This window comes from Posidoniimonas polymericola (assembly GCF_007859935.1).
GTDB lineage: Bacteria > Planctomycetota > Planctomycetia > Pirellulales > Lacipirellulaceae > Posidoniimonas > Posidoniimonas polymericola.
In genome coordinates, this window is record NZ_SJPO01000003.1 from 325,859 (window position 1) to 337,878 (window position 12,020).

At 67.0% G+C, this 12,020-nt stretch carries 7 protein-coding genes; 4 read left to right on the forward strand and 3 right to left on the reverse strand.

What is annotated here, in order from left to right:
* Positions 1-532: 532 nt before the first annotated feature.
* Positions 533-1,624 carry a GDP-mannose 4,6-dehydratase gene (gene gmd, locus Pla123a_RS08080; RefSeq protein WP_146585691.1) on the forward strand — a complete coding sequence of 364 codons (1,092 nt, stop codon included), beginning with the start codon at positions 533-535 and terminating at the stop codon, positions 1,622-1,624.
* A gap of 139 nt (positions 1,625-1,763) precedes the next feature.
* Positions 1,764-3,089 carry a purple acid phosphatase family protein gene (locus tag Pla123a_RS08085; RefSeq protein WP_146585693.1) on the forward strand — a complete coding sequence of 442 codons (1,326 nt, stop codon included), beginning with the start codon at positions 1,764-1,766 and terminating at the stop codon, positions 3,087-3,089.
* A gap of 12 nt (positions 3,090-3,101) precedes the next feature.
* Here the strand turns inward: Pla123a_RS08085 and Pla123a_RS08090 are convergent, their stop codons facing one another.
* Positions 3,102-4,802 carry a hypothetical protein gene (locus tag Pla123a_RS08090; RefSeq protein WP_146585695.1) on the reverse strand — a complete coding sequence of 567 codons (1,701 nt, stop codon included), beginning with the start codon at positions 4,800-4,802 and terminating at the stop codon, positions 3,102-3,104.
* A 468-nt stretch (positions 4,803-5,270) separates the two neighbouring features.
* Positions 5,271-6,686: a magnesium chelatase gene (locus Pla123a_RS08095; protein WP_146585698.1), complete on the reverse strand. Its 1,416-nt coding sequence runs from the start codon at positions 6,684-6,686 to the stop codon at positions 5,271-5,273.
* Between the two features lie 390 nt (positions 6,687-7,076).
* Between Pla123a_RS08095 and Pla123a_RS08100 the strand changes: the two genes are divergently transcribed.
* A complete protein-coding gene (locus Pla123a_RS08100) occupies positions 7,077-7,514 on the forward strand; it encodes a ribosome-binding factor A (RefSeq protein WP_146585700.1) in 438 nt (145 codons plus the stop codon).
* Positions 7,515-7,639: 125 nt separating this feature from the next.
* On the forward strand, positions 7,640-10,078 hold the full coding sequence (locus Pla123a_RS08105; protein ID WP_197527788.1) for a beta-propeller domain-containing protein: 2,439 nt from the start codon (positions 7,640-7,642) through the stop codon (positions 10,076-10,078).
* Here the strand turns inward: Pla123a_RS08105 and Pla123a_RS08110 are convergent.
* Entirely contained in the window at positions 10,075-12,018 is a 1,944-nt protein-coding gene (locus Pla123a_RS08110) for an FG-GAP repeat domain-containing protein (RefSeq protein ID WP_146585704.1), read from the reverse strand. The two genes, Pla123a_RS08105 and Pla123a_RS08110, sit on opposite strands and share 4 nt — an antisense overlap.
* Positions 12,019-12,020 lie beyond the last annotated feature (2 nt).

The window sequence follows — 12,020 nt, forward strand, 5'->3', positions numbered from 1 at the left end:
GTCCAGGGAGGCGAACGCCGCTCGCAATAGGTTGGCCCCAAGGAAGCCCATGCCGCCGGCAATCAAGTGGGTTGGCATCGGCCTGGTTTGCATGATGCTTGAGCTAAGTCGTTCTGTGGTAGTGGTTTATCGGTCTTCACCCAGAGGGGGCGGCGGCCCCTCAGAACTGTCGATCGGGGATTCGCGTTGCCCCGGGATTGCCGACAGGCTATGGTCAAAGCAGCCCGCGGCGGCCGATTCGCTCGGCCCTCGGGACGCACCCCCTAAAATCTCCCTCCGGCTGGTCGAATTGCACTCGGCATGGCCGCCAGGGAGCCTGCCTGCGCCGCCTCCGAAACCGCCGCTGGAGTGGTCTCGCGTTGCGGGCCTCCTACTATTAATCGAGGCTCGGTACGAGATTCGCCCAGTTGATCGGTAGGAAATCGACCTGGAGCACGTGCCGCTCAGCGCGTAAGGTACCGCGGCTCGGCGCGACAGCCGGCCGGCTCCCTACCAGCAATCCCTCCAAGAGTCTTGCTCAATCCTGAAACGCATGGCGAAAACGGCGCTCATCACTGGCATCACGGGGCAAGACGGTTCGTACCTGGCAGAGCTGCTGCTCGCGAAGGGGTACACCGTCTGGGGGATGATCCGCCGCGCGTCGAGCATCAACACCGGACGCATCGACGGCATCTACCGCTCGCCCCAACGCGAGAACACCCACCGGGACGCGCGGCTGCGGCTCGTCTACGGCGACCTGGCCGACGGCTCGGTGCTGAACCGGCACGTCAAGTCGATCCGCCCGGACGAGGTCTACAACCTCGGCGCCCAGACGCACGTCAAGGTGTCGTTTGAGCTGCCCGTGTACACGGGCGATGTCACCGGCCTGGGCGCGGTTCGCCTGCTCGAGGCGCTCCGCGAGTGCGGGCACGAGTCGCGTTTCTACCAGGCGTCTTCGTCGGAGCTGTTCGGCTTGGCGAGCGAGAGTCCTCAGAACGAGCAGACCCCGTTCCACCCCCGCAGCCCATACGCGTGCGCGAAGGCCTACGCGTTCCACCTCACGCGGAACTACCGCGAGTCGTACGGCATGTTTGCCGTGAACGGCATCCAGTACAACCACGAGTCGCCCCGCCGCGGCGAGGCGTTTGTCACCCGCAAGATCACCCGCGCCGCCGCCGCGATCGCCCTCGGCCAGCAGGAGACCGTCTCGCTCGGCAACCTCAACGCCGAACGCGACTGGGGCTACGCCGGCGACTACGTCAAAGCGATGTGGTTGATGATGCAGGCCGAGCGGCCGCAGGACTACGTCGTGGCGACTGGCGAGACGCACTCGGTGCGGGACTTCTGCTGCCGCGCGTTCGCCCGAGCCGGCGTGCCGCTCACGTGGCACGGCGAGGGCGTCAACGAGCACGGCGTCGACCAAGCGGGACGCGTCCGCGTGTCGGTGGACCCCGAGTTCTTCCGCCCGGTCGAGTCGGAGTGCCTGCGGGGCGACGCCTCGCGGATCCGCCGCGAGCTCGGCTGGGCGCCCGAACACACCTTCGACGAGCTGGTCGGCATGATGGTCGACGCCGACTTGGCGGCCCTGTCTGGCGGCCGCCGCGGCGCCCCTTCGGCCGGCAAGCGGTGCTCGAACGCGGCCTGATCCGCCCGCTTTTGGGCGGTATGTGAAGATTCTGCGCCGGCTCTTCCCCCGCCCTAGGTTGTGACTATCATGAGGGCCCCGAGCTGGCGTTCCACGCACCCGGCCGGTTTCTTCCCCCCTCGCCACAGTCTGGCAAATCATGCGGATTACCCCTGTTCTTGGTGGAGTTGTGTGCGCCCTTGCATGGGCGGTTGGCAGTATTGCGCCGGCTCATGAGGACCACGCCCACGAGACCATCCCGGTCCGGCCAACCGAGCAGCACCGCGCGACGCCGCTGCCCGACCGGATCGTGCTGACCTGGAGCGGCGACCCCGCCGGCTCGATGGACGTCACCTGGCGGACCGACCTCGCGGAGTCGGCCACTCGGGTCGAGGTGATCGAGGCCGACCGCCTCAAGTGGGCGACCATCGGCGAGGCGCGGCTGGTCGAGGGGACGCTCGAGCGGTTCGAGTCCGACCTCGGCTCGTACTACCTGCACACGGCCCACCTCGACAAGCTCGAGCCCGAGACTATGTACGCCTACCGGGTCGGCGGCCCGACGAACCCGAGCGAGTGGCTCCAGTTCCGCACCGCCAGCCGCGAGGCCAAGCCGTTCTCGTTCGTCTACTTCGGCGACGCCCAAAACGATATCCGCTCGATGTGGTCCCGCGTCATCCGCGAGGCGAACCAGCACGCCCCCCGGGCGGCGTTCATGCTGCACGCCGGCGACCTGATCAACAACGCCAACTCAGACGCGCAGTGGGGCGAGTGGTTCGGCGCCGGCGGCTGGCTCAACGGCATGATCCCGACGGTCGCCACACCGGGCAACCACGAGTACTCCGAGGGCCGGACCCGCCACTGGGCGCCGCAGTTCTCGTTCCCGCTCAACGGCCCCCCGGGGCTTGAGGAGACCGTCTACTGGTTCGACTACCAGGGAACTCGTTTTGTCTCACTCAACTCCAACGAGCAGATCGAGCGTCAGGCCGACTGGCTGCGGTCGGTGCTGTCGGACCCCAGCCGGCCCAAGTGGACGATCGTGACCTTCCACCACCCGATCTTTTCGGCCGCTAAAGAACGCGACAACCCCGTGCTCCGCGGACTGTGGCAGCCAATCCTGGAGGAAAACGGTGTCGACCTGGTGCTGCAGGGCCACGACCACGCCTACGCCCGCTCGTCCCTCGGCGGGCCGACCAACGTCACCGAGGGTGTGACCGCCAAGAGCAGCAACACGGTCTACGTGGTGAGCGTCAGTGGGCCGAAGATGTATCCGCTCAAAGAGTCGTGGGAGGTGCCCCGCGTCGCCTCGGGCGTGCAGTTGTTCCAGGTGATCCAAGTCTCGCAGGATGAGATCCGCTACGAGGCGCGGGTCCCGTCCGGCGGCATGTACGATGGGTTTACGCTTACCAAAGACGCCGAAGGGGTTTCGACCATGGTCGAGAGCGACGACCTGCCGCCGACCCGGCTCGAGCAACCGGCTACCGAGTAACGCCGCCCACGGTCAGCTCACGATATCCCGCCGCCGCTTCACATAGTCCCACACCACGTACCGGTCGAGGTCGCGGCCGGCGGTGAAGAACACGCGGCCGGTGGTGGTCTCGGCCAGGCGGTACGCGAAGCGGATGTCCTCCTCCGACTGCGACCAGCTGGGGACCAGGAACATGTTGATCGTGATCCCCTCCTGCTTGCAGAGCTGCCCCTCCCGCATGGTCGCCTGCTCGGTCTGCGGGTCGGGCGGGTAGAGCAGGAACAGCTCGCTCCCCTCGAAGTGCGCGGTCGGCAGGCCGTCGGTGATCAGCACGATCTGCCGGTTGGGCGTGTCCTGGGCCGCCAGGAACCGCCGCGCGGTCGCCAGCGAGTGCTGGATGTTGGTGAAGTGCGGCGGCACCATGCTCTCGCTGATGTCGGGGTCGGACATGTCGGCCCGCAGCCGCACCCACGGGTCGTGCACGGTGACCGGCTTGGGCATCAGCTTGACGATCTCGCCCATCCGGCACGGCTTGGCGAACGAGTACATCTCGATGAACTGCAGGAAGTCGCCCGGGTACTCGCTGCGGATCAGCCCGTCTAGCGCCAGCGCCATCCGCTTGACGTTCATGTACTGGCCGTCGTAGCGCATGGAGCCCGACATGTCCATGATCACACAAGTCGCGGCCTTCGGCGTGTTGCGCGTGTAGTGCACCTCGAGGTCGTCCTGCTTCAGGCGGATCGGCAGGCCGGGTCCCTCGCGGAGGATCGCGTTGGTCAGCGAGGTGGTGATGTCGAGGTTCGCGACCGAGTCGCCGTACTCGTACTGCCGGGTGCGCTGCATCTCGACCGAACCCTCGCCGACGATCGGCCCGTCGTGCCGGCCGGTGCGGGACGCGGTCAGCTCGCTGAACAGCTTCTGCAGCAGCTTGCCCTGGAAGAGCCGCTGCGCCTTGGGGGTGAGCTGGTAGCCGTCGGCGGTCTGCTGCAGGCCCTGCTGCTCGGCCATCTCGCGCAGGTAGTCCTGCACCTGCTGCTGCAGCGCGCTGAGGTTGCTGACGTCGCCCGGCTCGGCGAACTCGGCGAGGGCCTCCATGTCGATGACGCCGATCTGCGCATTCTCGGCCGCCTCGCGTAGCTGCTCCAAGAGCTCGTCGATCTTCTCCAGCTCCTCCTTAATCTCGATCGCCTGCGGGACGGTCATCGACTCGCGGCCGGTGAATGCATACTTGGCGGCCAGCTCGTCGACCTCGTACTTGTCGCCCAGCGCGGCGATCAAATGGACGAGCTGCCTAGCAAACGGCGACTGGTCGTCTCCCGCGCGGTACCACAGCCGCTCCAGGTCGCGGAGCTGCTCCTGCCGCACCGCCTTGCCGAGCGACTCGCGGAGCTGCTTGGGCGGGTCGGCCTGCGAGGCCGCCTGGCGGAACGCCTTGCCGGCCTTCTTCTGGGCTTTGCGGGTCTCGTACCGCTCGAGGATCTTCCGCTTCCGCTCCTCGAGCATCGCGATCAGGTGGTCGAGGCTCGGCCCCAGCCCCTGGATCTGGCTCGGGTCGATCCGCACCGCCCGGGCGAGCTCTTCCTCGGTGAGCTCGCGGTACTCGCCGTAGGCCAGCATGTGCTCCATCGCGCCGGACACCAAGTCAGGCGGCGGCTGCGTCGGACTCGGGAACCGCTTCGGGTCGTACCGCTGGTACGTGTGAACGATCCCGCCAAGGTTGTTGCGATTCGCCATGGTTAGAATACAGAAGCTCAGTTAATGGCCGCAAGCACGTCCAGCCCACCCCGCCAGGGGTGGGACCGACCCGAATTCGATCCCCTGCCTATAGTCCGAAACATTGAACCAAGGGGACAAAACCCGGACTCTATTTCGGTGGTGAGCTAGTTAAGTGTTTACGCAGTAACGGGTTGTGGCTAACGGCGGCAAAAGGCCGTGGGGGTTTTGTCCGCCAACTTCGCCAACGGTACGGAACGCAATGCCCGCATCGCAGCCAGTTTTGGGAACACTAATAAGCGCTAATCACCGGGGACAGTCCGCCAACCGGGTCATCAGCGCTTATCAGTGTTCCCTTTCTTTTTGTCTCGCCTCGCTCGCGTGCTGTTGGGTCGTGGCGCACACCGCTTTATTAGACCACTGGCATGGCCTGCTTTCAGCAACAAACTCCCCAACAATCCCCTCCCCCCATGGGGGAGGGAGTTTACGCTAAGTCTCGTAAACTACCCGCCCGTGATGCTGCGCCCGGCTGATCTTGTCGGTCGCGTACAACCCGGCGAGCACGAACTCTACGCACGACGCCCGCACGGCAGGGTCGCTGGCGGTGTTCACTTCGAATGCCTTTTCCCAGGCCGGCGGCACGCGCTCAAGCAGCTCGGCGTAGTGCGAGGAGGGCAGGGTGTCGCCGACCTCGATCTTGACCCCCTCGGCAAAGATCTCGGCGATCTCCATCAGGCCGTGCTCGTCGACGTATTCTTGGAAGACATCGCGGATCGCCTCGGCGATGATCGCGTCGAGCACCTGCCGCTCGCTCATCTGGTGCGTGCCCATCATGTCGAGCTCCAGCTTGCCCAGCGACGACGAGTACAGGTGCCCCAGGTCACTGATCCGCGGCACGGACGGCTTCTCGCCGAGCACCGCCGCCCGCTGCCGGGCCGAGGCGATCATTGTGCGGTAGTTGGCGATGCTGAACCGGGCGCTGACGCCCGACTGGTGGTCGATGAACTTGCTCTGCCGCGCGGCGATGCTGATCTGCTCGATCAGCTCCTTCATGAACAGCGGCACGATCACCGGGAAGTCGCCGCCGAGGTCGATGCCGGCTTCTTGCTCGGTGACCTGGATGCCGAGCTCCCGCTCGCGGGGGTAGTGCGTGTGGATCACCGACCCGATGCGGTCCTTGAGCTGCGGGATCACCTTGCCGCTGCGGTTGTAGGTCGACGGGTTGGCCGAGAACAGGATCAGCACATCGATGTCGAAGTTGATCGGGTAGCCGCGGATCTGCACGTCTCGCTCTTCGAGGATATTGAACAGGCCGACCTGCACCAGCTCGTCCAGCTCCGGCAACTCGTTGACCGCGAACACGCCGCGGTGCATCCGGGGGATCAGGCCGAAGTGCAGCGCCTCCTCGGCCGACATGCTGGCGCCGCCGGCCAGCTTGGCCGGGTCGATCTCGCCAATGATGTCGGCGAACTTGGTTCCGGGCGCCAGCCGCTCGGCGTAGCGTTTGTCACGCGGCCACCACGCGATCGGGACTTCTTCTGGCGGGACATTTTCCACCAGCCGCTTGCAGACGCTGGTGATCGGCGCCAGCGGGTCGTCGTGCAGTGGCGCTTCGGGGCAGTCGATGTACGGGATCTCCTCGTCGAGGAACCGCACGAGCGCCCGCATCATCCGGCTCTTCCCCTGGCCCTTCTCGCCGAGGAACAGCATGTCGTGGCCCGAGATCAGCGCCAGGTTGACCTCCGGGATGACGGTGTCGTCGTAGCCCAACAGGCCGGGGAACAGCTCCTCGCCGCCGCTGAGCATCCGCATGAAATTGTCGCGGATCTCCTGCTTGACGGATTTCGACTTCCAGCCGCTGGCGGTGAGTTCGGCGAGGTTGGTAGGACGGTTGTGCTGCGTCATGCGGTCGCGGGGGGCCGTGATGGTGAGGAAGGGCTAGGTGGGGCGAGTAGATTATAGCGCGGCAGACCCGTGAGCCAAGTTTCGCGGTTTCCAGCCGGTTTCGACGGGGCGCGAACCTGGCCGGTCGTCGGGTGTCATTGTCACCGAAGCCCACCCGCGGCGCCGCGTGCCCGTCACGAAGGTGACCTGCACGCCGCCGCCCTGCCTGAGGTCTTAGTCATGCACGCTCTCTCCCTGACTGCCCTGATGCGCCCCCGCTCCTGCTGAGGGCCCGCACCCCCTTGGGGTCGGCCCCGACGCTTGGTCGGCGGGCGCCGTGCGCCGCAGTTTCTTCCTTGCCACTCGCTGTCGCTCCGCTGAGCGACGCGTTCTTGCCTAGAGAGCAATCCGATGGTCCTCGATAAACGTACGCGCGAGCAGATGCTCGCCCATTGTGGAGCGATCCACCCCGACGACGGGGTCGACCCCCGCCATGCAGCCCGGCAACAAGTCGGCCAATCGCGACGCGGCGGCTGCCGCGGCCGCAAGACGCGGCAGCTGTGCCAGCAGATCGGCCAGACGCTCGACTTGCTGTTCGCCGAAGGGGTGGACGGCCTGGAGCTGTCCGACCTGCGGGTTGTGTCGGTGCGGGCCGCTACCGACAACTCGCGGATGCTGGTCACCGTGGTCGCCGACGACCTCGACCAGCCGTTCCGACGCGAGCTGCTGGCGAGCCGCTTGCAGCGTTTGGCCGGCAGACTGCGGACCGAGGTCGCCCAGGCGATCACCCGCCGCCGGGCGCCGGTGCTGACGTTCGTGGTCCTCGGCCACGAGGCCGAGGCCGCCTAATCGGCGAAAACCGCGATAAACGGCCGTGCGTCGCGTGACGCACGGCCGTTTTGTCGGCCTAGGTACCCAATTGCCAGCCCTTTTGGGCTTTGATGGATTACCTAGATTCACAGGCTTGTCTGCCCATGCCCCGTCGTTCACCCCGCGCCGATCGCCGCCCAAACCGCCGCCGGACGCGTCTGAATACCGAGCGACTCGAGCCCCGCTGCCTGATGAGCGGCGACGCGGGCCTGGTCGTCACCGCCGCCGTGGACGTCGACGACTCGGCAGGGGTCGTGCTGGGCGACCAGCAGCCGGCCACTGCCGAGAGCACGACCCTCAACTCCCGCGAGGAGGTGCGGGCGTGGCTCACCGCCGAGATCGACCGCCGGTACGGCGAGCTGTTCGGGCAGACCTGGGAGAATGCCTGGATCGTGTGCGGCGACTTCGACCTCGTTGCAACGCCGGTGCTGTTCGCGGCGAACGATAGCTTCTTGAGAACGGCGGTGACCAACACCGCCAGCTTCTCCACCACGAACGTCCAGGTCGAAGGCGTCGACGAGGCCGACCTGGTCGAGACCGACGGCAAGTTTGTCTACATCGTCTCCGGCAAGCAGCTGGTGATCGTCGACGTCCGCGACCCCGACAGCCCGCAGGTGGCGTCGCGCGTCGGGCTCGATTCAGCACCGACCGGGATGTACCTGTCTGACGGGCGGCTGACGCTGGTTTCGTCGAGTGCAACCGCCGCATCGACTTCCGGAATCACGCTACTCGGTTCGTGGGGCTACTACGGCGCCGGTCCGACGGCCACCACGGTCGACGTGATCGACATTAGCGCCCCTGACCAACCGGCTCTGATCAGCCGGACCGAGTTCGCTGGCCAACTCGTCGCCTCGCGGATGGTCGATGGCGAGCTGCGGTTGGTACTGAGGGAAGCTCCTCCCCACACGGCACTGTTGCCGCAACCGATGCTCCTAAACGGTTCCTCGGGGCAAACGGATGTCTACGTAACCAGCTACACCTACGAGTCTCGCGAGGCGTACCTCGACCGTGTGCTCGACGCGGCCGTGCAGCAGCTGGCGGGCGGGCACCGCACATTCGACGGCATGGGCGAGGTAATCCAAGACACCGGCGAGACAACCTGGAGCACCAGCGATTTGCTGGAGCGGATTGCGGGGCTAAATGCTTTTGAGCTGAGTTTTACTAGCTACGGAGAGTCGACAGTGACGGTCGCCACGATCGACACGCAGGCGGCGACGCCGCGGGTGGTCGACACGCACGAGTTCCAGGCCGATGGCCAGCTCACCGTCTACGCGACCGAAGACGATCTGTATTTCTTTTCAAGCGGCGGCTACGTGTTCTCGAGCGACGGCCGCTTCACTCAGTCGCCAACGACGATCCACAAGTTCTCGTTCGCCGGCAAGTCGGGTCAGATCCAACTGGCCGCCACCGGCGAGCTCGACGGCGTTCCACTCAACCAGTTCAGCATCGACGAGCACGACGGCTATCTGCGGGTGGTGAGCAGCAGCGCGACCTGGAATGGCGATCACCAGCTCACGGTGTTCAAGCAGCAGGGCGCCAAGCTCGTGCAGGTCGGCGAGGTCGACGGCCTCGCGCCGGGAGAACAGGTCTACTCGGTCCGTTTCTTGGGCGAGCGGGCGTTCTTCGTCACCTTCCGTCAGATCGACCCGCTGTTCGCCGTCGACCTGAGCGACCCGACCGACCCGCAAGTGATGGGCGAGCTCAAGCTGCCGGGCTACAGCGACTACCTGCAACCGATCGATGAGAACACGCTGCTGGCAATCGGCCGCGGCGCCGACGAAAACAGCGGCCTGTTCGAGGAGTTGCAGGTCTCGCTGTTCGATGTGACGGACCTCGCGAACCCGGTGCTGATCGACCGCTACTCGTTCGAGGGCGAACGCAGCACGGCCACCATCGCGACCGGCAACCGCTGGATCCGTGGCGACGGCGACCACCACGCCGTGAGCTACTTCGCCGACCAGGGCCTGCTGGCTCTTCCCGTTCACAGCGAATCTCAACACCGGTTCTTCGGTGACCAGCCGGTTGGCGGCCTCAATGGCCTCCAGCTCTTGCGGCTCGACCCCGAATCAGGGATCACCGCGGAGACGCTCCTCGAGCACGACCAGTCGATCGCCCGCTCGCTCCGCGTCGGCGAACACCTGATCGCGGTGTCCGAGGGCCGGCTTACGACCCACCGCTTTGCCGATCTGGCGGGGGCGCCCTCGGGGGTGAGCTGGAACGACCAGCCGACGGACGAGCTGAACTTCGAACGCAACAAGTCCGCCGCCTGGGCCGCGGCGCACGCCGACGCGTCGGTCGATGACGCGGACGACGTCGACGCGACGCTTGCTGAGGAAGACTCGCTCGGCTCAGCCTCCCACCTGCACGATCAGGCGCTGCGGCAGCTTGCGCAGCTGAGTGCCCGCCGGCCGCTGCCCACCGCGCGGCCGTCAACAGGGCCGATACCCGAGGCGTCTTTCGCCGTCGACACTGTCGCCGACGCGGCTCCGGCCAGGCCATCGGTGGCGCCGCCGTGGCGCGGCTCGGTGACCGCCCGCCGCTAGTCGCGGTCGGCTGCGTAGTACAAGAACCCGTCCTCGGCGCCGATCAACAGCTCTGGCACGCGATCGCGGTTCCAGTCGACCGTGGTCGGGCTGGTGGTGTGCCCGGCCAGGCGCCGCTCGGCGAGTCGCTTGCCGCTGGCGAATACCGCGTTGTCCGGACCGCCGGTGTTCTCGAGCAACTCGACGCTCGGGCCGTTGGCCAGCAGGTCGAGGTCGCCGTCGGCGTCCCAGTCGACCAGGCAAAGCTTGCGGCGTCCGCTCCTGCCGGCGCGGCCCTCGGTCAGGCGGAGCAGGCCGGCGGACTGCGGCGGCTGGGAGTCCGCCGCGGCCGTATGGAACAGCCGCTCGCCGGGCGCCACGCGGAAGTCGGTTTGGTCGGGCACGCCGCGGTACAGCGTCAGGTAGCCCTCCGGGTCGAGCATCACGAGGTCTATGGTGTTGTCGCGGTCCCAGTCGATGGCGATCGGCGTGGTCCGCCACTGCGTGACCAGCTCGTCCTCGGCAGGGTCCCACCAGTTCCACTCCGGCTTCGGCGCGGGGCCCTGCCAGTCGACTTTCACCGGCCGGGGGCCGGCCAGCACGGGCTTGCCGGGCTCGCCGACGTTCGGCAGCCACTCGATCTTGCCCCAGATCGAGTTGTAGACAATGTCTAACAGGCCGTCGCCGTTGAGGTCGGCCACGGTCTGCGTGGTGTAGCCCCACTTCGACTCGCACGGTCCCTGGATGGAGCCGTTCTCGCCGGCCTGCACCCGCAGCACCCGGCCGTCGGCCCGCAGGTGCACCGGCTCGGCCCAGGTGGGGGTCGCCTGGCCGGCGGGCCTGCCGAGGTTCTCGATGAAGCCGATGAACCCGGCCGAGTTGCCGGCGATGAGGTCGGGGTCGCCGTCGTTGTCCCAGTCGCACGAAACCGGCGTGACCAGCGCGCCGTAGTTGAGGTCTTCGGCCTGCTGCCGGAAGAACACCGGCGGCTTGAAGACCGGCACGCCATCGGCCACCTGGCCGGTGTGCTCCACCAGCGCGACGCGGCCGTCCTCCTGGCCGACCACGAGGTCGACGTCGCCGTCGGCGTCCCAGTCGATGGCCGTGGGGACGATCATGCAGAGCTCCATGCGGAGCGGCTCGCCGTTGCGGGCGAGCGGCCGGCCGGCGGCGTAGACCGGCTCGGCCCGGCTGCCGGTGTTCTCAAAATAGGTGAAACCGTCGACGAACTCGCCGCACAGGAGGTCGAGGTCGCCGTCGGCGTCGAAGTCGGCCAGGCAGGGGCTCGGCATGCCGTAGACGTCGATCTCGGCTCCGCCGGCCCGCAGCTTGACCGGCTCGTCGTACTCGGGGGTGTCGTTCGTGCCGCGGTTCAGGGCGACCAGCACGTACCCGTGCAGCGGGCCGTTGGTCCACTCGCCCTGGTCGTTGTAGGCGTTGTCCCAGCCGTAGTCGCCCCAGTAGCCGACGCCGATCACCATGTCGACCAGGCCGTCGTGGTTGTAGTCGACCAGCTTCCGCTGGTCGGCCCGCGTGCGGCCATTGCCAACCTTCATCTTGCCGGGCGGGTGCGCGACCTGCTTCTCGAAGCGCCCGCCAAGGAAGTCGACATACTCCTTGCCGGGCGTCAGCACCCGTGGGGCGCCGTCGACGTGGCTGAGCGAGATGTTCGCCACGCCGCGGCCGACCAGCTTGCCCGGCCGGAAGACCGGCGCCTCGCCGCTTGGGTTCTCGAAGAAGTAGATCCCGTTGGACGGCACGTCGGGGCACGAGACCACCAGGTCGAGGTCGCCGTCGGCGTCCCAATCCATCGGCAGCGGCCACGCCCAGAGCCCTACCTTCAGGTCGACCGTCAGGCCAGGGTGGTTGTACGGCAGCCGCTGGAGGTCGTGCTCGGCGGCACGGGCCGGCGAGGTCAGCAGGGCGGCAATCAGCGTCACAAGCAGGCAGGGGCGCGTCATAT